At 70.1% G+C, this 20,819-nt stretch carries 20 protein-coding genes; 11 read left to right on the forward strand and 9 right to left on the reverse strand.

Annotation, left to right across the window (positions count from 1 at the left end; translation table 11 throughout):
• Positions 1 to 187: 187 nt before the first annotated feature.
• Positions 188 to 1,312 (reverse strand): substrate-binding domain-containing protein, encoded by a 1,125-nt coding sequence (locus ACSQ3D_RS20915; RefSeq protein ID WP_436128170.1) that lies wholly within the window; start codon positions 1,310 to 1,312, stop codon positions 188 to 190.
• 55 nt (positions 1,313 to 1,367) lie between these two features.
• On the opposite strand from ACSQ3D_RS20915, the gene ACSQ3D_RS20920 reads away from it, so the two are divergent.
• From ACSQ3D_RS20920 to ACSQ3D_RS20930, 3 genes are all read left to right on the forward strand, one after another.
• Positions 1,368 to 2,105 (forward strand): ABC transporter permease, encoded by a 738-nt coding sequence (locus ACSQ3D_RS20920; protein WP_056412989.1) that lies wholly within the window; start codon positions 1,368 to 1,370, stop codon positions 2,103 to 2,105.
• Positions 2,106 to 2,134: 29 nt separating this feature from the next.
• Positions 2,135 to 2,887, forward strand: a complete 753-nt coding sequence (locus tag ACSQ3D_RS20925) for an ABC transporter ATP-binding protein (protein ID WP_436128205.1) — start codon at positions 2,135 to 2,137, stop codon at positions 2,885 to 2,887.
• Positions 2,888 to 2,970: 83 nt separating this feature from the next.
• The gene (locus ACSQ3D_RS20930; protein WP_436128206.1) at positions 2,971 to 3,798 is read left to right on the forward strand and encodes a substrate-binding domain-containing protein; all 828 of its coding nucleotides are present in this window, start codon (positions 2,971 to 2,973) and stop codon (positions 3,796 to 3,798) included.
• A gap of 136 nt (positions 3,799 to 3,934) precedes the next feature.
• Here the strand turns inward: ACSQ3D_RS20930 and ACSQ3D_RS20935 are convergent, their stop codons facing one another.
• The 7 genes from ACSQ3D_RS20935 to modA all read right to left on the reverse strand — a co-directional run bounded on the left by ACSQ3D_RS20935 (position 3,935) and on the right by modA (position 10,365).
• Positions 3,935 to 4,411 carry a DUF2269 family protein gene (locus tag ACSQ3D_RS20935; protein WP_436128171.1) on the reverse strand — a complete coding sequence of 159 codons (477 nt, stop codon included), beginning with the start codon at positions 4,409 to 4,411 and terminating at the stop codon, positions 3,935 to 3,937.
• Positions 4,408 to 4,803, reverse strand: a complete 396-nt coding sequence (locus ACSQ3D_RS20940; RefSeq protein WP_436128207.1) for a DoxX-like family protein — start codon at positions 4,801 to 4,803, stop codon at positions 4,408 to 4,410. Before ACSQ3D_RS20940 ends, ACSQ3D_RS20935 begins: the two co-directional genes overlap by 4 nt.
• Positions 4,804 to 4,808: 5 nt before the next feature.
• The gene (locus ACSQ3D_RS20945) at positions 4,809 to 5,939 is read right to left on the reverse strand and encodes a saccharopine dehydrogenase NADP-binding domain-containing protein (protein WP_436128172.1); all 1,131 of its coding nucleotides are present in this window, start codon (positions 5,937 to 5,939) and stop codon (positions 4,809 to 4,811) included.
• Positions 5,936 to 7,669 carry an EAL domain-containing protein gene (locus ACSQ3D_RS20950; protein ID WP_436128173.1) on the reverse strand — a complete coding sequence of 578 codons (1,734 nt, stop codon included), beginning with the start codon at positions 7,667 to 7,669 and terminating at the stop codon, positions 5,936 to 5,938. Before ACSQ3D_RS20950 ends, ACSQ3D_RS20945 begins: the two co-directional genes overlap by 4 nt.
• A gap of 61 nt (positions 7,670 to 7,730) precedes the next feature.
• Positions 7,731 to 8,831 carry a molybdenum ABC transporter ATP-binding protein gene (gene modC / locus ACSQ3D_RS20955; protein WP_436128174.1) on the reverse strand — a complete coding sequence of 367 codons (1,101 nt, stop codon included), beginning with the start codon at positions 8,829 to 8,831 and terminating at the stop codon, positions 7,731 to 7,733.
• A complete protein-coding gene (gene modB, locus ACSQ3D_RS20960; protein ID WP_056413008.1) occupies positions 8,831 to 9,511 on the reverse strand; it encodes a molybdate ABC transporter permease subunit in 681 nt (226 codons plus the stop codon). The genes modC and modB overlap by 1 nt, the downstream gene beginning before the upstream one ends.
• A 62-nt stretch (positions 9,512 to 9,573) precedes the next feature.
• Positions 9,574 to 10,365 carry a molybdate ABC transporter substrate-binding protein gene (modA, locus tag ACSQ3D_RS20965; protein ID WP_436128175.1) on the reverse strand — a complete coding sequence of 264 codons (792 nt, stop codon included), beginning with the start codon at positions 10,363 to 10,365 and terminating at the stop codon, positions 9,574 to 9,576.
• 164 nt (positions 10,366 to 10,529) lie between these two features.
• Here modA and ACSQ3D_RS20970 point away from each other — a divergent pair, with 164 nt between their 5' ends.
• Positions 10,530 to 11,234, forward strand: a complete 705-nt coding sequence (locus tag ACSQ3D_RS20970; RefSeq protein ID WP_396504080.1) for an alpha/beta fold hydrolase — start codon at positions 10,530 to 10,532, stop codon at positions 11,232 to 11,234.
• A gap of 60 nt (positions 11,235 to 11,294) precedes the next feature.
• The gene (locus ACSQ3D_RS20975; RefSeq protein WP_436128176.1) at positions 11,295 to 12,101 is read left to right on the forward strand and encodes a TOBE domain-containing protein; all 807 of its coding nucleotides are present in this window, start codon (positions 11,295 to 11,297) and stop codon (positions 12,099 to 12,101) included.
• A gap of 175 nt (positions 12,102 to 12,276) precedes the next feature.
• On the opposite strand, the gene ACSQ3D_RS20980 is transcribed toward ACSQ3D_RS20975, so the two are convergent.
• On the reverse strand, positions 12,277 to 13,437 hold the full coding sequence (locus ACSQ3D_RS20980; RefSeq protein WP_436128177.1) for a helix-turn-helix domain-containing protein: 1,161 nt from the start codon (positions 13,435 to 13,437) through the stop codon (positions 12,277 to 12,279).
• Between the two features lie 225 nt (positions 13,438 to 13,662).
• Between ACSQ3D_RS20980 and ACSQ3D_RS20985 the strand changes: the two genes are divergently transcribed.
• From ACSQ3D_RS20985 to ACSQ3D_RS21010, 6 genes are all read left to right on the forward strand, one after another.
• Positions 13,663 to 14,133, forward strand: a complete 471-nt coding sequence (locus ACSQ3D_RS20985; protein ID WP_056170543.1) for a (2Fe-2S)-binding protein — start codon at positions 13,663 to 13,665, stop codon at positions 14,131 to 14,133.
• A 20-nt stretch (positions 14,134 to 14,153) separates the two neighbouring features.
• Positions 14,154 to 16,541 carry a xanthine dehydrogenase family protein molybdopterin-binding subunit gene (locus tag ACSQ3D_RS20990; RefSeq protein WP_436128178.1) on the forward strand — a complete coding sequence of 796 codons (2,388 nt, stop codon included), beginning with the start codon at positions 14,154 to 14,156 and terminating at the stop codon, positions 16,539 to 16,541.
• A gap of 15 nt (positions 16,542 to 16,556) precedes the next feature.
• Positions 16,557 to 17,348: an FAD binding domain-containing protein gene (locus ACSQ3D_RS20995; protein WP_436128179.1), complete on the forward strand. Its 792-nt coding sequence runs from the start codon at positions 16,557 to 16,559 to the stop codon at positions 17,346 to 17,348.
• A 120-nt stretch (positions 17,349 to 17,468) separates the two neighbouring features.
• On the forward strand, positions 17,469 to 18,401 hold the full coding sequence (locus ACSQ3D_RS21000; RefSeq protein WP_436128180.1) for an AAA family ATPase: 933 nt from the start codon (positions 17,469 to 17,471) through the stop codon (positions 18,399 to 18,401).
• 144 nt (positions 18,402 to 18,545) lie between these two features.
• Positions 18,546 to 19,760 (forward strand): vWA domain-containing protein, encoded by a 1,215-nt coding sequence (locus ACSQ3D_RS21005; RefSeq protein ID WP_436128181.1) that lies wholly within the window; start codon positions 18,546 to 18,548, stop codon positions 19,758 to 19,760.
• Between the two features lie 180 nt (positions 19,761 to 19,940).
• Complete coding sequence (locus ACSQ3D_RS21010) at positions 19,941 to 20,687, forward strand: CoxG family protein (RefSeq protein WP_436128182.1); 747 nt, start codon at positions 19,941 to 19,943, stop codon at positions 20,685 to 20,687.
• Positions 20,688 to 20,819 lie beyond the last annotated feature (132 nt).

The following is a 20,819-nucleotide window of genomic DNA, read 5'->3' on the forward strand; positions in this document are numbered from 1 at the left end:
GTAACGCGCATCCTACTCCCCAAGCGCTGAAGAAAGCCTGACGCGCCGACATGGGGTTTTCCTCAGGGTCGGGCCCCTTCATCGGCGCTTTCCGAGGCTTCGCGCGCCGGTATCCCCACACCATTTTCCCTCTTGGCACCACCCCCGCAGCATGCGCTTGTGCGGCATGCGCTGCCTGTATGCGTTCTCAGGCCGCCTGGGCGCGGGAGGCGCGCTTGGGCTTGGCAAAGCGCCACCAGGGCAGCACCCGGCTCATCGCCAGCACCTCGCCGCAGCGCAGCGGCGTGTAGCCCGGCAACCCGGCCATCTGCTGCAGCCAGTCGGGCGTCTGCAGCAGGGTGCGCAGGGCCAGGGTGGCGGGCTGGTCCAGGCTCGCCTTCAGGCAGGCCAGGTGGTAGCGCTCGCGCACCAGCGGCACAAAGCCCAGGCCGCGCGCCCGCGCCGCCAGCTCGATGCCCACGCCCACATCGGCCGCGCCGGCGGCCACGGCCTGCGCCACCGCGGTGTGCGATGGCTCGTCGGACGCATAGCCGGCCAGCGCGCCCGGTGCCAGCCCGTCCTGCGCCAGCAGCTCGTCGATGAGCACGCGCGTGCCGGAGCCCAGCGGCCGGTTCACGAACCGTGCCCCGGTGCGGGCCACGTCGGCCAGGGTGTTCAACTGCAGCGGGTTGCCCGGCGCGACGATGAGGCCCTGCGTGCGCTGGGCAAAGCCGATGACCTTGTGCAGGCCCGGCTGCAGCAGGGGCTGGTAGGTGCGCGCGGTCAGCGACTCGGCCTGGGCGTTCTCCACCGTGTGGAAACCCGCCAGCGTGCAGCGCCCTTCGTTCAGCGCGCGGATCGCATCCACGCTGCCCGTGAAGCGGATGTCCAGGTGCAGCCCGCCGGTGCGCCCCGGTGTGGCCGCGTGCGCCCGCAGTGCGGCCAGCGCGTCGTCGTGGCTGGCGTACAGCGTGAGCACGTGGGCCTGCGGGTCGAAGGCCACGGCGAACGCGCGCTCCAGGTCCGCATGCAGTGCCGCGATCTGCGGCGCCAGGCGGGCCTGGGCCTGCCGCTCGGCCCACAGCAGCTTGGTGCCGAACTCGCTGAGCTGGGCGGACTGCCCCTTGCCCCAGATGATGAGCTCGCCGCCCAACTGCTCTTCCCAGCGCTTGAGCGCACCCCAGACATGGCGGTAGGACAGGTCGAGCGCACGCGCCGCGCCCGAGATGGAGCCGTGCTCCGCCACGGCCTGCAGCAGTTCCGGCAAGGGGTTGCGAATGAGTGCGGTGCCCGCGTCGCGGCTCAGCGTGTAGTGGAGTTGGACCCTATGCACAGGATTTCATATGGCTGGATATTGGCAGGGTGCCTACGATAGCCCAATTCAATATATGTCCACGCTGACCGAAAGCGCGAGCACAGCGCTGCAACTCACCCTCTCCTTCGACCCGGTGCTGTGGGCCATCGTGGGCCGCTCCCTGTCGGTCAGCGCCACCGCCTGCCTGCTGGCCTGCGGCCTGGGGCTGGTGCTGGGGGCATGGCTCGGGGTGGCGCGGTTTGCGGGGCGCGGCGCGGTCCTGGCCGTGCTCAACACCCTGCTGGCCGTGCCGTCCGTGGTGGTGGGGCTGGTGGTGTATCTGCTGCTGTCGCGCAGCGGGCCGCTCGGGTCCCTGGGCTGGCTGTTCAGCTTCAAGGCCATGGTGCTGGCCCAGGCCATCCTGGTGCTGCCGGTGGTCACCGCGCTCACGCGGCAGGCGGTGGAAGACGCCGAGCGCGCGCACGGCGAGCAGCTGCGGTCCCTGGGGGCGGGCACCTTGCTGCGCAGCCTGCTGCTGGCGTGGGACGAGCGCTACGCGCTGCTCACCGTGCTGATCGCATCGTTCGGGCGCGCCATCTCCGAGGTGGGCGCCGTCATGATCGTGGGCGGCAACATCGACGGCTTCACCCGCGTCATGACCACCGCCATCGCGCTCGAGACCAGCAAGGGCGACCTGCCCCTGGCGCTGGCGCTGGGCATGCTCCTGCTGGCCGTCGTGCTGGCGCTCAACGTGGTCATCGCCCTGGTACGCCGATGGCGCGAGCGGGTGGACGGCGCGGCCTCCGGCATGCCGGTGGGGGTGGCCGCATGAGCGCAGTGCACACCACCCAAGGCGTGGAGATGGCCGGCGCGCCAGGCCAGCCAGCCGCCAACGACGGCGCCCCGTGGGTGGACCTGCGCCACGTCTCGGTGCGCTATGGCGCCGTGGTGGCGCTGGCGAATGTCAGCCTGTGCATCGTGCCCGGCGAGCGCGTGGCCCTGGTGGGCGCCAACGGCAGCGGCAAGAGCACGCTGCTGCGCGTGCTGCACGGCCTGGCCGATGCCAACGGCGGCGGAGGCCTGCACTGCAACCGCACGCTGCGCCAGGCCATGCTGTTCCAGCGCCCGCACATGCTGCGCACCAGCGCCCTGAACAACGTGGCGCTGGCTCTGTGGCTGCGCGGCATGCGCTGGCGCGACGCCCGGCTGGCCGCGCTCACTGCGCTGCAGCGTGTGGGTCTGCAGGGCATCGCGGCGCAGAACGCACGCACCCTGTCGGGCGGGCAGCAGCAGCGGCTGGCGCTGGCGCGCGCCTGGGCACTGCGGCCGGATGTGCTGCTGCTGGACGAGCCCACCGCCAGCCTGGACCCGCACGCCAAGCGCGAGGTCGAGTCCCTGATGGCCGACTTCGCCGCCAGCCACGGCGCTGGCGGCCCCGCCCACCCAGTCACCATGGTGTTCAGCAGCCACAACCTGGGCCAGGTCAAGCGCCTGGCCAGCCGGGTGATCTACATGGAGCATGGCCGCCTGGTGGCCGACCTGCCGGTGCACGACTTCTTCAACGGCCCCCTGCCCGAGGCCGCCCGTCTGTTTGTCAAAGGAGAACTGGTATGAAAAAAACCGCCCCCCACGCTCGCCACCCCGTGCCGTCGCTGTCGCCCGAGGGATCCGCTTTCTCGTCCCGGGGTGGCCCGGTGATGAAGAATTTCAAGCTTTTGGGCCCTGTACCGCGCATTCAGCAAGCGCTGGTAGCTATTATTTTTGTAGCATCTGGCGTGGCGTCCGCGCAGAGCATCACGATGGCATCCACCACATCCACCGAGCAGTCGGGGCTGTTCGGCCACCTGCTGCCCGAGTTCAAGAAGACCAGCGGCATCGACCTGAAGGTGGTGGCCCTGGGCACGGGCCAGGCGCTGGACATGGCGCGCCGGGGCGACGCCGACGTGCTGTTCGTGCACGACCAGGCAGCCGAGGAGAAATTCGTGGCCGATGGCTGGGGCGTCAAGCGCTACCCCGTCATGTACAACGACTTCATCCTCGTCGGCCCCAAGGACGACCCGGCGGGCACGCGCGGCAAGGACATCGTGCAGGCGCTGCAAAAGCTCGCGGCCGGCAACGGCAACTTCGTCTCGCGCGGCGACAAGAGCGGCACGCACGCTGCCGAGCTGCGCTACTGGAAGCTCGCGGGCGCCGATGCCGCCAAGGGCAGCGGCTACAAGGAATGCGGCTGCGGCATGGGCCCCGCGCTCAACATCGCGGCGTCGAGCAACGCCTACGTGCTGGCCGACCGCGGCACCTGGCTCAACTTCAAGAACCGCGCCGACCTGGCCATCCTGGTCGAGGGCGACACCAAGCTCTTCAACCAGTACGGCGTGATGGTGGTCAACCCTGCCAAGCACCCGCACGTGAAGGCGCAGGACGCGCAGAAATTCGTCGACTGGGTCGTGTCGCCGGCCGGCCAGCAGGTCATCGCCAGCTACAAGATCGGCGGCGAGCAGCTGTTCTTCCCGAACGCGAGCAAGTGACCCCCCCTGAGGCGCTGCGCGTCATCCCGCCAGCGGGACGCCACCCGTGGCCCGGTGAAGCCGGCTCCACGGTGGCGCTGGCCTGCGGCGCGCCGGTCGGCTAACCCCCCGGGTGAAGGCATCGTCCGGTGGGGGCTCAGCCCCACAGGCCGGGCTTGTTCACCATCAGGTAGAACACCACGACCATTGCGATGAAGGCGGGGTAGCCCAACGCTTCCCACCAGCGGGCGCAGCGCCAGTACTGCGGGGGCAAGGGGCTGCCCATGCGCGCAGCCTCTGCCGCCATGTCGCGCATGCGCAGCTGCAGCCACACCACCGGCAGCCAGCAGGCGCCCGCCAGCACATACAGCCCCAGTGACAGCGCCAGCCACGGCGTTGTCAAAGGCAGGCCCAGCATGTACGCCATGCCCAGCCCTGTGGCGGGCTGTACGAACACCGTGGGCGTGGTGAACCACCAGTCCGCCCGCACCACCAGCCGCGTGACCACGGCCTGCGCCTGCACGTTGCCGCTGCGGTTGGTGAAGAACATGTAGAACGCCGAGCCCAGGCCCGTGCCCACCAGCAGCATGCTGGAGACGATGTGGATCCACTTGAGGGTGAGGTACAGGCTCATGGTCGGCTTGTTGGCGCAGCGCGCGGCGTGGCCTGCAGCAGCACCCACAGGATGGCGGCGATGGGCAGGTTCTTGGTCAAGGGGCCCAGCGGGTGCAGCCACAGGTCGGGCTGGATCACCGTGGCCAGCACCGTCATGGTGGCCATCAGCGCCAGCGCGGCGGCATACGCGGCGCGGCCAGGTCGCCATGCCATCCACCCACCCAGCACGGCATCGGCAGCCGCGCCGCCCAGGATGAGTGCAGCGGTCCAGCCAGGCGTTTGCAGCGCGGCCGGCAGGCCGGCCAGCAGGGCGCGGCTTTGGCCGTGCAGCTCCCACACGCTGACGATAGCCGTGATGAGCCACACGGCCACGAGGCTGTAGCGCAGCAGGCGCTCGGTGGCTACGGGCAGGGCGTTCACGCGGGTTCTTCCACCACGTCGGTCACCATGCCCCAGCGGTCGAATTCGGGCGCGAAGGATTCGAGTGCGAGCAGGCCCGTGCTGGTGTGCGCACCCAGCGGCAAGGGGTTGCCGGCCGCCAGGCGCCGCGCGAGCAGGATGGCGGCCATGCACGGGATCTCCGGGCCGTGGTCGTGGTCGGCCGCGATGTGCCAGGCGCGGCGGCGCGTGTGGCCGTGGGCATCCGTGCCGGCCACGCGCACCACCATGCCGCCCAGCGGCGTGCCCAGCACGTCCAGCACGCCGCCCGCGCGGTGCAGCAGCCCGGCCAGGCGCTCGGGGTGCGGCAGCAGGCCCCAGTGGCGCAGCGCGGCGATGGCGGCGAAGCTGCGCTGCGCCAGGCCCACCTCCAGCGCGGCTCGGAACACCACGCGGTCGCGCACCTGGTAGCGCTGTGGGAACAGCTCCAGGTCCGGGATGTCGCACACCGCGGCCAGGCGGGGGCGCAGCCGCTGGAAGTGCACCGGCACCGGCTCGGACCAGCCTCGCCGGGGCCGCCACTGGCCACCTTCCCACACCGGAATGGGCACGCCGCAGTAGCTCAGCACCGCCGCCAGCGTGGCCTGCCCGCGCGGTGCGCGCTGGGCGGGGGCGATGCAGATGTCGATGCTGTCGATGTGCTGCCAGCCGGCGCACAGGTGGTCGATGACGGCGGACGACAGCGCGGGCACGGTGCTCGCGCCCGTGACGGCGGTGCGCTGCGCCGCAGCGAAGGTGCCGTGCACCGCCGCCGGAAAGTCGCACACGAAGCGGCGACCGTCGGCCAGGTCGATGTAGTGCGCCCCGGCCTGGGCCGCTGCCTGCGCCACGGCATAGGCCTGCGCCTGGAACGGGCCGGCCGTGTGGATGACGAGGCCCACGCCCCAGGCGCGCAGCTGGTCGGCCAGGCCCGGGGCCTGGTGGTCCAGCGCCACGCCGCGTGCGCCGTGGTGCAGCGTGGCTGCCAGCGCTTGCGCGCGGGCTGCATCGCGGCCGGCCACCAGCAGGGTCATGTGGTGGTGCTGGGACGGGTCGCCCGCCAGGGCGCGGCAGATGCGCGCGCCGAAGTTGCCATAGCCGCCCAGGACCAGTGTGGTGAGAGTTGTCACGAATGAGAGGGATGAACGGAGTGCAGAAAGTCGGGCCCGGAGGCGCGCGACGCGGACAGCACCGGCGCCGCCGCAGCGCTGCCAGCGGCCGCCCGGGTGGTGTGGGAGAGCAGGGCCTGCAGTGCCTTGCGGCGCGGCTGCATCTCGTTGGCGTACCAGGCCGGCACGCTGGCCGATGCCATGGGCTTGCTGTACAGGTAGCCCTGGATGGCGTGCAGGCCCGCGGCCGCCACGGCTTGCAGTTCGTCCGCGGTCTCCACGCCCTCCACCACCACCGACAGGCCGAACTCGCGGGTCAGCGCCCCGATGTGCCGCAGCAGCGACTGCCTGCGCGCATCGCTGGCCAATTGCTGCACGAACAACCGGTCGCACTTGACGCCCGCGATCGGCAGGTCCGCCAGCATGCCCAGCGACGAGTAGCCGGTGCCGAAGTCGTCCATCACCACCGCGATGCCCAGCGTGCCCAGCGCCTGCAGCGCGTCCACCATGGGTGCGCCCAGCGCGATCACGGCGTGCTCGGTCATCTCCAGCCGCAGCGCGTGGTGCGGCAGGGCGCGCTGCGCCAGTTCTGCGCGCAGCCAGTCGCAAAAGCCGGTCGCCAGCAGCGTGCTGGGTGCCACGTTCACGCTGATGGTGATCTGAAGCAGCCCCTGTTCGCGCCAGGCGGCCAGGCAGTCCAGCGCGTTGCGCAGGATCATGCGGTCCACATCGCCGGTGCGGCCCTGCAGCTCGCAGGCCAGCAGAAAGATCTCGGGGTTGAGCGGGCCCAGGGCCGGGTCTTTCACGCGCAGCAGCGCCTCGAACTGCACGCCGGGCTGGCGCAGGTCCACGATGGGCTGAAAGTGCAGCGCCAGCCGGTCGGGCTGCAGCAGGTCGTGCAGCCGGTCGGCGATGAGCGACAGCTGCATGTCGCGCTCGGGGTTGTGCGCCATGTTGGACGCCCGCATCATCGACAGCCCGCGGCGCAGCAACTGCTGGCGGCCCGCGTCGAAGTGCATGTTGCGCAGCTGCTCTACTGCCAGGGCGGTGCCGAACACCACCACGCAGACCAGCAGCGCGCTGTTGTGCGCCGCGTCGCCAGCCGGGACGCTGAGCAGGCCGAACGTGTTGACCAGCAGCCAGTGCAGCAGCAGGATGGCCGCGCCGCACACGGCCTTTTCTTCCCATGACCGGCGCAGCAGATGGGGTGTGAGGACGCTCATCTTCACCGCCCGGTGGCGGATGGATGTCCAGGTGGCCAGGCACAGCGCAATGGCAGCCGCCAGCACGATCGCCGTCCAGTTCACCGTGGCAAAGCTGCGCACCAGGTCCTGCGTGATGGTGAAGTGCGCCAGCAGCATGCCCGCCGCCAGGCAGGCCCCCGCCATCGCGATGTGCAGTTTGCGGGCGCTGGTGCTCAGCGTCGGTATGGTCAGGCGCGTGCTCACCGCCATGATGATGAGCCCGCTGAGTGCGGGCACCAGGTCGAGTGCCACCGCGTGGTGCGCCAGCTCTTCATACAGAAAGAGGCCCACCACATCCAGCGCCCACACGATGCAGCCGATGCCCAGCGATGCGTGCGATGCACTCACGCGCCGGCTGGGCGGGTCGGCCGAGAACGCCGTGTGCTCCACCAGGCGCTGGCACACGTGCACCACCAAAGACGCAGTCACCCAGAACAGCAGGCCCTGCAGCGGCGCAGGAAAACCCACCCCGAACGCCTGCGCGGCGTCATGCCAGATTGAAACCATGTTGCCCCACCCCCGTTGTAGGCGGTCATCATACGACCCGGGGACGGGCCCACTGTTGCGCTCAGTTGACGATGGCCACGCCCTTGATCTGTGCATACACCGGCTTGCCCGCCACCAGGCCGAGCGCCTGGGCCGAACGCTCGGTGACCCGCGCCAACAGCCGCGTGGGCCCGGCGTCCAGCGCCACCATCAGCTGGCCCGGGCTGTCGTGCGCCACGTGGGCCACCGTGGCAGGCAGGATATTGAGGATGCTCGTGCCTGCAGGCGGCGTGAGCGCAATGCTCACGTCCCGCGCCTGGATGCGCAGCCGGATCGGCGCGCCCACGGCATGCTCGCCGGGGCTGACCAGCAGCAGCTGCCCGCCTGCGAACGTCACTGTGGTCACCAGGTCGTGGTCGTCGTGCTGCGTGACGTGGCCGTCGATCACCGTGGCGGCAGCGTCGCCATGGGCCAGGGGAAGGTCCAGCCGCACCAGCAGTTCGGACGTGGGGCCGTGGGCGCGCACGCGGCCGTCCTCCAGCAGCACCATGTGCGCGGCCAGCCGCGCCACTTCGTCGATGGCGTGGCTCACGTACAGCACCGGGATGTCCAGCGTGCACTGCAGTGTGTCGAGGTAAGGCAGCACCTCGGCCTTGCGCGGTGCATCCAGCGCGGCCAGGGGCTCGTCCATGAGCAGCAGGCGCGGGCTGGTGGCCAGGGCGCGTGCAATGGCCACGCGCTGGCGCTCGCCGCCCGACAGGGCCTGGGGCTTGCGGTCCATGAGGTGGCCGATGCCCAACAGGTCCACTGCTTGCTTCAGCGCCACCTGGCGGCGCGCGGGCGGCGTGCGCTTTTGGCCGTAGCCGATGTTGCCCTGCACCGTGAGGTGGTCGAACAGGCTCGCTTCCTGGAACACATAGCCCAGAGCGCGCTCGTGCGTGGCCCGCCAGATGTGCTGTGCGTCGTCCTGCCAGGTCTCGCCGTTGACCTGCACGTGCCCCGGCTGCGCACGCTCCAGGCCCGCAATGGCGCGCAGGCAGGTGGTCTTGCCGCAGCCCGAGGGGCCGAACAGCGCGGTCACGCCGCGCCCGGGCAGGCGCAGGTCCACATCCAGCGTGAAGCCGGGGCGTGCCAGGTGCAGGCGCGCCTCGATCTGCTGAGAACTCGGTGCGTTGGCGCTCATCACGACACCATCGACGCCCGGCGCCGCGTGAGGTTCAGGCCCAGCAGCACCAGGAACGAGAAGACCACCATGCCGCCGGCCAGCCAGTGCGCCTGCGTGTACTCCAGCGCTTCCACATGGTCATAGATCTGCACCGACACCACGCGCGTCACGCCGGGGATGTTGCCGCCCAGCATCAGCACCACGCCGAACTCGCCCACCGTGTGCGCAAAGCTCAGGATCGCCGCGGTGATGAAGCCTGGGCGGGCCAGCGGCAGCGCCACGGTGAAGAACCGGTCCAGCGGCCCGGCGCCCAGCGTGGCAGCGGCTTCGAGCGGCCGCCGGCCGATGCTCTCGAACGCATGCTGCAGCGGCTGCACCGCGAACGGCAGCGAATAGATGAGCGAGCCCGCCACCAGCCCCCAGAAGGTAAACGGCAGCGTGCCCAGCCCCAGGCTCTGCGTGAACTGCCCGATGGGCCCATGCGGCCCCATCGTGACCAGCAGGTAAAAGCCGATCACCGTGGGCGGCAGCACCAGCGGGAGCGCCACCACGGCGGACACCGGACCGCGCCAGCGCGACGGCGTGTGCGCCAGCCACCAGGCCAGCGGCGTGCACAGCACCAGGAGCAGCGCCATGGTGGTGCCGGCCAGGCGCAGCGTCAGGCCGATGGCCGCCAGATCGGCGCTGGAAAAGGGCATGGAGCGTCGGAAAGTGTCTTGGAAGTCGGGAAGCGGTGCCAAGCGATTTGCGCACGCGCCCTTCAGAAACTATAGCCGTAGGACTTGATGATGGCGCGGGCCTTGTCGCCGCGCAGGTACTGGAGCAGCGCCGTGGCCGCCGCGCTGTCCTTGCCCGGCGTGAGCAGCGCCGCATCCTGGCGGATGGGCTCGTGCAGATCCGCCGGCACCTGCCAGGCCGAGCCGCTGGTGATCTTGCCGTCGGCCATCACCTGCGACAGCGCCACGAAGCCCAGTTGCGCATTGCCCGTGGCGACGAACTGGTGCGTCTGCGCGATGTTCTCGCCCTGCACGAAGCGCGGCTGCAGCTGCGCGGTCACGCCCAGCTTGTCCATGGTCTGCATGGCGGCCAGGCCGTAGGGCGCCAGCTTGGGGTTGGCGATGGCCAGGTGCTTGAAGTCGCCGGTCTTGAGCACGGCGCCCTGCGCATCCACATAGCCGGGCTGCGCGCTCCACAGCACCAGCGTGCCGATGGCATAGGTGAAGCGCGAATTGGTCACGGCCTTGCCTTCCTTCTCCAGCCGCGCGGGCGTGGTGTCGTCGGCCGACAGCAGGATCTGGAACGGCGCGCCGTTGGTGATCTGCGCGTAGAACTTGCCGGTGGCGCCGAACGACAGCTCGGCCTTGTGGCCCGTGTCCGCCTCGAAGGCGGTGGCAATCTTCTGCATGGGCGCCGTGAAGTTGGCGGCCACGGCGACCGACACGGTGTCGGCATGGGCCGACGGCAGCAGGGCGGCGAACAGTCCCGTGGACAGGCTGGTGGACCAGCCGATGGCGGTGAGGATGCGGGGCAGGGAGGCAAGGCGATGCAGCATGGCGGCGCGGCGCGGGTGGCGCTATTCATGAATGGAATAGCGCGAGTATATGCAGATCGCTGTGGTGTGCTGGTGGGGCCAGGGGGCCCGGCTGCGCCGGGTCAGGCCAATGGAGGCAGCCGCATCGGCCAGGCCGCAGTCGGCTGCGCTGTAAGCTTTGGCGGATGCAAGAGCAAGAATTTCAGGTGCTGTGCAAAGGCAGGGCGCTGCATGGAACAGCTTTTCACGGCATTTCGCCACAACCCCCGCGCACGCTGGCCCTGCACGGTGGCGGGCGCTCGTCGCGCCAGGGCTACCGGCCTCTGCTGACCTACCTGGCGGGCCAGGATCAATCTGCGGCGGCGTTCGATTTTGCGGGCCAGGGCGACAGCCCGGGGCCGATGTCCGACTCCAGCCTGGACGACCGTGTCGCGCAGGCGCTGGCGGTGGTGGAGAGGCTCGGCCTGCAGCCGCCGGTGTCGCTCATCGCCAGCAGCATGGGCGGCCACATCGCGTGCAGCCTCATCCCGCGCCTGATGCCTGCGGCCATCGTGCTGTTCTGCCCGGCCGCGTACGAGGCCGCGGCGCAGCCGGTGGCTTTCGGGCCGGCATTCCAGCAGGTCATTCGCACCACCACGGCCTTTGCGGCATCGCCCGCGTTCAGCGCGCTGGAGCAATTCGAAGGCCGGCTGTTGCTGGTGCTGGGCGAGCACGACGCAGTGATCCCCCGGGAGGTCGAGCACGGGTACATCACCCGGGCCACGCGGGCGCGCAGCGTGGAGGTGATCCGCCTGGCAGGGTCGGGCCACGCGCTGCATGCCTGGCTGCAGGACCACCCCGCGGACCGTGGGCACGTGTTTGCCCGCGTCCTGGCCACGCTGCGCGGCTAGGTGTGGTGCGACACTTGTGCTTGGCCGCCCACGCCGCCTGGCCATCATCCTGAATCTTCCATGTCCTCATCGCTGTCCATCTCGTCCGCACTGACCCACGCCCTCACCGACAAGCGCATCGACATCCTGCGGCAGATCGGTGACACCGGCTCCATCTCGCAGGCGGCGCGCGTGGTGGGCGTGAGCTACAAGGCGGCGTGGCAGGCGGTGGACACGCTCACCAACCTGGCCGGTGCGGCGCTGGTCGCACGGGCCGTGGGCGGCGCGGGTGGCGGGGGCGCGCGGCTGACCGAGGCGGGGCAGCAGTTGCTGGCGGCTGCGGATGCGATGACCCAGGCGCGGGGCGCCGTGCTCTCGCGCTGGCAGGCCACGCCGCATGCGGGCCCCGCGCTGGCGAGGCTGGCGGTGCGCACCAGCATGCGCAACCAGTGGCCCTGCGTGGTGCAGCGGCTCGAAGTGCTGGGGCAGATCGTGCGCGTGCACCTGGTGTTCGAGGCCGAGCTGGGCGATCTCGCGGGTGCGACGGTGCTCGCATCGCGCATCACCCGCGAGAGTGCGGAACTCCTGGGCCTGCAACCGGGGCTGGTGGTGCAGGCGCTGTGCAAGGCGACCGCGGTGCGGGTGGAGCGCCGTGCCAGTGCGGGCTCCGGGGCCGGCCGGGAGGGCCCGGACGCGGGCCGCTTCTGCCTGCCAGCCAAGGCCGTGCGCGTGGTGCGCGGCGAGTCGGGCGACGAAGTGTCGGCCCAGCTCGCTGCCGGCGTGCAGATGGTAGGCTTTGCCGCGGCGGGCAGCGGGTTGCGCGCGGGCAGCCGGGTGGAGCTGATCGTGGACGACAACGCGGTGGTGCTGGCGCTGGCCGAAGTCTGAAGGGACCGCAGTCGGCTGTCTGCGCCGTGCGGCGCAATCTATTCAGATGCTATGGATTTGATAGCTGGTAGCGCTTGTCTACCCAGCGGCAGACCGCGTTTTTATTCAAGAAATTGGAGTCCTTGCGGGCGTGGGCGCACCGCGCATGCCCGTAGCGTGTGCCCGCCGTCTGCGCTCAATGCCCCTTGGGCACGCCCAGCTTGCGGTACACCGTGGCGCGGCTGATGCCCAGGGCGCGTGCGGCTTCGGCGACATTGCCGCGGGCGTCCTGCACGGCCCGGCGGATGAGGGCGGTTTCGGCCTCGCGCAGCGGGGCGGGTGATGTGGCGATGGGGGCCATCGGCGCCATGGTCGCAGGGCCCGCAGTCCAGGCGCTGCCGGGCGCCGTCTGGTGCGGTGCCAGGGCCAGGCCCGACAGCCGCAGCCCCGACCACAGCGGCAGGTCCAGCGGCGCGGGCGTGCCGCGCGAGCGGGCGGCATCGAAGAGCTGGGGCCAGGGCAGCGCCATCAGGTCGCTGCAGTGCCGCAGGCTGCCCGGCGGGCACAGCGGCAGGGGCAGCAGTTGCCGGGCCATGCTGTTGCAGCCCAGCACGTAGCCGTCGGCATCCAGCACCAGCAGCCCGTCGGCCTCGCTGCCCAGCGTGCTGCCGGGCCAGTTCACGCGCAGCAGCAGTGAGTGGGGCAGCTGCTGCAGCAGTGCGTCTTCCATGGCGCGGGCGGACCGGGCCACCAGGTGGCGCAGTTCGGGGCGCTCGGGCACGTCCACGCCAGTCAGGTCCAGCATGCCGATGCACTGCCCGTCGGGGCCGAAGAGCGGCGCGCCCGCGCAGCTGTAGCTGCCGTTGTCGTCGAAGAAGTGCTCGCCCCGGTGCAGCCACACCGGCTGCAGCTCGGCCAGCGCGGCGCCGATGGCGGTGGTGCCCACCGCCGCTTCAGACAGGTCGATGCCCACGCGGCCGATTGCACTGGCGCGCGGGTCGTGGCGGTCGCACGGGCCCTGCACGTCCACCACGATGCCGTGGGCGTTGGTCAGGATGGCGAAGTACCGCATGCCGGCAATCGCGCGGGTGAGCTGGTGCAGCACGGGGCGCGCGGCGGCCAGCAGCTGGTGGTTCTGGTCGCGGCTGCGGCGCTGGGCCGATGCGCTCACTACATCAAAGGCCACGCGCTGTGCGGGCTGCAGGCCCCTGTCCAGGCAGCGTTGCCACGACCGCGTGATCCACGGCTCCACCGCGGTGCGCGTGGTCAGCGCGCCCTCGTCCAGCAGTGCGCGGCGCGCCTGGGCGATCAGGGCGTGGCGGTCCTCGGCGGGTGATGGCGGTGCGGTGGCGAGCATCGGTATCCCGGATGGATGGCGGGTGGCGGCGCCGCAGCAGGGGCGGTCGCAGCGGCGTGCCCCGCATGATGCGCCGGTGTGCGGCGCAACATGTTTCATTTTGAGAATTTCCGGCGCGCGCTGCCGGAAATTCAGGGTTCTCCCTAGGGATGGGGCCGGGGGGCGGGCAGAAGATGCAGCGGCTTAGGACAGGTTCACAGCCAAACTCTTCGAGGAGACAGCCAGATGCAAGTCCAGTTCACGGTCAACGGGCGCGCGGCCCGTGTTGACGTTCCACCCAACACCCTGCTGGTCCATGCGCTGCGAGAGCACCTGCTGCTCACCGGCACCCACGTGGGCTGCGACACCAGCCAGTGCGGCGCGTGCACGGTGCACGTCAACGGCCGCGCGGTCAAATCCTGCGCCATGCTGGCCGTGCAGGCCCAGGGCGCCGATGTGCAGACCATCGAGGGCCTGGCCGCGCCGGACGGCACCATGCACCCCATGCAGGCGGCCTTCAAGGAATGCCACGGCCTGCAGTGCGGCTTCTGCACCCCGGGCATGGTGATGAGCGCGGTGGACCTGTGCAACAGCCACCCGCACGCGAACGAAGGCGAGATCCGCGAGCTGCTCGAAGGCAACATCTGCCGCTGCACGGGCTACCAGAACATCGTGCGGGCCGTGCAGGTGGGCCAAAAAGCCATGGCGTCGGCATAACGGAAACAAGGAGACAGACCATGGGTGCATCCGACTTCTCCAAGCTGCCGCACATCGGCGAATCGCTCCGGCGCAAGGAGGACTACCGCTTCCTCACCGGCGCCGGCCAGTACACCGACGACGTGGTGCTGGCTGCGCAAAGCCACGCCGTGTTCGTGCGCTCGCCGCATGCGCATGCGCGCATCAACAGCATCCACACCGACGCCGCCAAGGCCGCGCCGGGTGTGCTGGGCATCTTTGTGGGCACCGATGTGGCGGCCGACAACATCAACGGCCTGCCCTGCGGCTGGCTCATCACCAGCACTGATGGGCAACCGATGAAGGAGCCACCGCACCCCATCCTGGCGCAGGGCAAGGTGCGCTATGTGGGCGACCATGTGGCCATGGTGGTGGCCCTCACGCAGCAGCAGGCGCGCGACGCAGCCGAGCTGGTGGAGGTGGACTACGACGTGCTGCCCGCGGTGGTCAGCGTGGCCGATGCCGCCGCAGGCACGGTGGCCGGCGCAGGCCTGCACGACGCGGCGCCTGACAACCACTGCTACAAGTGGGCCATCGGCGACAAGGGCGCGGTGGATGCGGCCTTTGCCAACGCGGCGCATGTGACGCAGCTCGATCTGGTCAACAACCGGCTGATCCCCAACGCCATGGAGCCGCGCACGGCCATCGGCAGCTACAGCCGCGCCAACGACGAGTACACGCTGTACGTGAGCAACCAGAACCCGCACGTGGAACGGCTGCTCATGACGGCCTTCGTGATGGGCCTGCCCGAGCACAAGGTGCGCGTGATCGCGCCCGACGTGGGTGGCGGCTTCGGCTCCAAGATATTTTTGTATGCCGAGGACGTCTGCCTGACCTGGGCGGCCAAGAAGCTCAACCGCAACATCAAGTGGGTGGCCGATCGCAGCGAGTCGTTCCTGTCCGACGCGCATGGCCGCGACCACGTGAGCCATGCCGAGATGGCGATGGACAAGGACGGCAAGTTTCTGGCCATGCGCGTGCACACCGACGCCAACATGGGCGCCTACCTCAGCACCTTTGCCAGCGCGGTGCCCACCATCCTGTACGCCACGCTGCTGGCGGGCCAGTACACCACGCCGCAGATCTATGTCGAGGTGGACGCCTGGTTCACCAACACCGCGCCGGTCGATGCCTACCGCGGCGCGGGCCGGCCCGAGGCCACCTACCTGCTCGAGCGCCTGGTCAGCCGCTGCGGCTGGGAGATGAACCTGCCGCAGGACGAGATCCGCAAGCGCAACTTCATCACCAGCTGGCCCTACCAGACGCCCGTGGCGCTGCAGTACGACGTGGGCGACTACCACGCGTGCATGACGCAGGCGCAAGAGCTGGCCGACGTGGCGGGCTTTGCGGCGCGCAGGGCGGCCAGCGAGGCCCAGGGCCTCCAGCGCGGCATCGGCTACAGCAGCTACATCGAGGCCTGCGGCATCGCGCCGTCCAACATCGCAGGCGCTCTGGGTGCGCGCGCGGGCCTGTTCGAATGCGGCGAGGTGCGCGTGCACCCCACCGGCAGCGTGACGGTGTTCACCGGCTCGCACAGCCATGGCCAGGGGCACGAGACCACCTTTGCGCAGGTGGTGGCCGCGCGCCTCGGCATTCCGGTGGAGAACGTGGACATCGTGCACGGCGACACGGGCCGTGTGCCGTTCGGCATGGGCACCTACGGGTCGCGCTCCATCAGCGTGGGCGGCGCGGCCATCATGAAGGCGCTGGACAAGATCGAGGCCAAGGCCAAAAAGATCGCGGCGCATTTGATGGAGGCGAGCGACGCCGACATCGACTTCAGCGGCGGCGAATTCACGGTGCGCGGCACGGACAAGAAGATCCCGTTCGGCCAGGTGGCGCTCACGGCCTACGTGCCGCACAACTACCCGCTCGACAAGCTCGAACCCGGGCTCAACGAGACGGCCTTCTACGACCCGACCAACTTCACCTTTCCCGCCGGGACCTACATTTGCGAGGTGGAGGTGGACCCCGCCACCGGCAGCACGCGGGTGGACCGGTTCACCGCCGTGGACGACTTCGGCACCATCATCAACCCGATGATCGTGGAGGGCCAGGTGCACGGCGGGCTGGTGCAGGGCATCGGCCAGGCGCTGATGGAAAACTGCGTGTACGACCGCGAGACGGGCCAGCTGCTGACGGGCAGCTTCATGGACTACGCCATGCCGCGCGCCGATGACTTCCCCGAGTTCAAGCTGGGCCATGTCTGCACACCCTGCACGCACAACCCGCTCGGTACCAAGGGCTGTGGCGAGGCGGGCGCCATCGGCTCGCCACCGGCGGTGATCAACGCCGTGCTCGACGCGCTGCACCCGCTGGGCGTGAAGGAGTTCGACATGCCCGCGTCGCCGCACCGCGTGTGGGAAGCCATTCAGTCGGCCAAGGCATAAGGAAGGAGATCGACCATGTACGCATTCACCTTTGAAGCGCCTTCTTCCACCGCAGCCGCCGCACAGCTCATCGCCCAGGGCGGCAAGCTGCTCGCGGGCGGGCAGAGCCTGCTGCCGTCGATGCGCCTGCGCCTGGCCAACCCCGAAAAGATCGTCGACCTGAACAACATCGCCGAGCTGGCCGGCATCCGCCGCGAGGGCAACGCGCTGGTCATCGGTGCCATGACGCGCCACATGGACGTGGCGAACAGCGCAGAGGTTAAAAGCGCCATCCCTGCGCTGGCCGACCTGGCCGCGCACATCGGCGACCGGCAGGTGCGCGCGCGTGGCACGCTGGGCGGGTCGGTGGCCAACAACGACCCTGCGGCCTGCTACCCCAGTGCGGTGCTGGGCCTGGGCGCGACGGTCATCACCAACCAGCGCGAGATCGCGGCCGATGATTTCTTCGTCGGCATGTACACCACGGCACTGGAGGAGGGCGAGATTCTCACCGCCATCCGCTTTCCGATCCCGAAGCGCGCGGTGTACCTCAAGTTCAAGCAGGCCGCGTCGCGCTTTTCGCTGGTGGGCGTGTTCGTAGCGCAGACGGACAGCGGCGTGCGCGTGGCCATCACCGGCGCGGCCAGCAGCGTGTTTCGCCACGCGGGGCTGGAGGCGGCGCTCAACCAGAGCTTCACGCCCGCATCGGCCGCTGGCGTGAAGATCGAAGCGAGCGACCTGAACAGCGACATCCACGCCAGCGCGGCTTACAGGGCGAATCTCATCAGTGTGCAGACCCAACGGGCCGTGGCCCAGTTGGTGGGATAAGCGGGGAGGGGATATGGGTGACCCACCACGGCGCCGGGTGCTCCGTGGTGGGCAGGTATTGAATAAAAATGGCCGCTACCGCTTGTTAGATAAGCGCTATATGCTATCAATTAAATAGCAATGAATCCGCAGACTCCTCACGTTGCTCACCACCCTGCGCCTGCCTCCGTCGACGCGCTGCTGCAGGCCCTGCAGGGCGTGGGCTACTTCGCCGACCGGCGCCTCGCCACGTCAGTCTTCCTGGCCCTGCAATTGCAGCGCCCCCTGCTGCTGGAGGGCGAGCCCGGCGTGGGCAAGACCGCGCTGGCCCGGGCCTTGAGCGCGGTGCTCTCGCGCAGCCTGATCCGCCTGCAGTGCTACGACGGGCTGGAGCAGCGCGAGGCGCTGTACGAGTGGAACTACGCCGCCCAGCTGCTGCACATGCGCCTGGCGGAAGGCAAGGCCAACGCCGACATGGCGCAGGTCGAGCGCGAGGTCTACCAGGACCGCTACCTCATCCGCCGCCCCCTGCTGCAGGCCCTGCAGGCCCCCGCGCCCGGTGCCGTACTACTCATCGACGAAGTGGACCGCGCCGACGAGCCCTTCGAGGCCTTTCTGCTCGAATACCTGGGCGAGTACCAGGTCAGCATCCCCGAGATCGGCACCGTGCGCGCCAGCGCCACGCCCGTCACCCTGCTCACCAGCAACCGCACGCGCGACCTGCACGACGCCGTCAAGCGCCGCTGCCTGTACCACTGGCTCGACTACCCCGACCGCGACCGCGAACTGGCCATCGTGCGCGCGCAGGTGCCGGGCGCGAGCGCGGCCCTCGCGCAGCAGGTGGCCGACTTCGTGGGCCGCCTGCGCAGCCAGCCGTTCGCCAACGCCTTCCAGCGCGCGCCCGGCATTGCCGAAAGCGTGGAATGGGCCAAGGCGCTGGTCGCGCTCGACACCATCGTGGTGGACCCCGAAGTGGTGTCCGACACGGCGGGCATCTTGTTCAAGCAGCGCGAGGATGTGGCGGCACTCACGCGCGACATGTCGCAGCAGCTGTTGCAGCCTGCCGACGCGTGATGCCAAGCGGCCTTCAAAAATACGCGGCCGCTCACGCTGAGCTTGTCCAAGCGCTGCGCGAGGCTTCGACAGGCTCAGCCCGAACGGTCTGGAGCGATCGAATGCGCATCCGTGGCCTGTGTGGGAACCTGTGAGGGTGCGACCATGGCGGGAGGCACACCCATCTCTCAACTTGGCGACGCCCGCACCGGCAAGCTGGCCGACAACCTCACGGGCTTTGGCCGCACCCTGCGCCGCGCCGGCGTGCCGGTGGATGCCGCCCGCATGGCGCTGGCGCAGCAGGCCGTGATGCTGGTGGGCGTGGAGCGCGCCGACTTCGGCGCGGCGCTGGAGTCGGTGCTGATCAGCCGCGAGCAGGACCGGCTGGTGTTCCGCGAGCTGTTCGATGCGTACTTCAAGAACCCCGCCATCGCGCAAAAGCTGCTGGCCCAGATGCTGCCCAGTGCCGAAGCGAAGGCAAACCCGGTCAAACGCCGCCCGCGCGTGAGCGAGGCGCTGGCCCCGGTGCACGCCGCGCGCAACGCTCCGCCGGTGCGGGAGGACGAAAAAATCGACCTCGACGCCGCCATGACCGCCAGCGACCGGCAGCGCCTGCACCATGCGGACTTCCACCAGCTGTCGGCCAGCGAGTACCTGTTGGTCGAGCGCCTGGCACGCGATATCGCCCTGCCACTGCCGCACTACGCGGCCCGCCGCACCCGCCCCGGCGCGCGCGGCAGCCGCCCGCACTGGCCCGGCGCCATGCAGCAGGCCGCGCGCACCGGCGGCGAGCTGCTAACCCTGCCGCGCCTGCAGCGCCGCCAGCAGCCGCTGCCCTTGCTGGTGCTGGTGGACGTGTCGGGCTCCATGGAGCGCTACGCGCGGCTGCTGCTGGCCTTCCTGCACGCGGCCACCGCGCCCCGCCATGCAGGGCCTGGCCTGCGGCGCGACGTGTTCGCGTTCGGCATGGGCCTGACCGACCTCACCCCGGCATTCAAGCTCGGCGACACCGATGCCATGCTGGAAGTGGCCGGCCAGGCGATTGCCGACTTTGCCGGCGGCACACGCATGGGCGACAGCCTGGCCGCGCTGCGACTGCAGCACGCGCGGCGCCTGGTGGGGCGGCGCACGCTGGTGCTGCTCATCAGCGACGGCCTGGACACCGGCGCGCCCGAAGTGCTGGAGCGCGAATTGGGCTGGCTGCGCCGCCACAGCGGCCGCCTGCTGTGGCTCAACCCCTTGCTGCGCTTTGGCGGCTATGCGCCCACCGCGCGGGGCGCGGCGGCGCTGCACCGCCAGGCGCACGGCATGCTGGCGGTGCACAACCTCGCGCGGCTGCAGGACCTGGCGGGCAGCCTGGCGGCGCTGCTGCGGCAGTGAGGACTTGGAGCGGACGCGGATGCGGTGGCGGTTGCCGACGAATGCCATCACCACCGTTCACGCTGAGCCCGTCGAAGCGCCGCGCAGGGCTCCGACAGGCTCAGCACGAACGGTGAAGGGGCTGCGCTGTATCGAATGCAATGGATTTCTGAGACCTGTGAACACTGAGAGGACCCCACCATGGAAATGCAAGCCAGCCGTACCCTTGCCGTGAGCCAGCAGCAGGCCTGGGACGCACTCAACGACCCCGAGGTGCTCAAGCTGTGCATCCCCGGCTGCGAGAAGGTCGAGCCCACCGCCGAGCACCAGTACAGCGTGGCCATGGCGCTCAAGATCGGGCCGGTGTCGGCCAAGTTCGCGGGCAAGATCACGCTGTCGGACATCGTGCCGCCCGAGAGCTACACCATCGCCTTCGACGGATCGGGCGGCGTGGCAGGCTTTGGCAAGGGCAGCGCGCAGGTCCGGCTGGTGCCGCTGCCTGCCGATGCGGCAGGGCAGGACAGCTGCGAGCTGCACTACACCGTGCAGGCCACGGTGGGCGGCAAGATCGCGCAGCTGGGCCAGCGCCTGATCGACGGCGCGGCCAAGTCGATGGCCGAGGATTTCTTCAAGCGCTTTGACAACAAGATGCAGCGCCGCCACCCGCGCGCTGTGGCAGACGACGCAGCGGGTGCAGCGGTGCCGCCCGAAGAGCCCGAGCCTGCGGTGGCGGCCCTGGCAGCGGCGACTGGGATGCAGGCAGGCAGCGGGCCCGGTGCGCCCACTGCCACCGCCACCGTGTCTGCAGCCTCAGCGGCGACTGCCGCCGCAGAGCACAGCGCATTGGCCGCCACAGCGGGTGACGACAATCCCCCCAGCGGCATACCGGTTTGGGTGTGGGCGGCCGGCGCAGGCGCGCTGGTGCTGTTAGCGTGGTGGTGGAATTGACGCCCCCCTGAGTCGCTTCGCGCCTTCCCCCCTGAGGGGGGACGCCTCCGGTGGACCGGCGAAGCCGGATCCACGGTGGCGCTGGCATGGGCACCGTGCTGATTTGGGGCGCAGCGGGCGTGATGGATGGCG

Source organism: Acidovorax sp. LjRoot117 (assembly GCF_964252695.1).
Classification (GTDB): Bacteria; Pseudomonadota; Gammaproteobacteria; order Burkholderiales; family Burkholderiaceae_C; genus Acidovorax.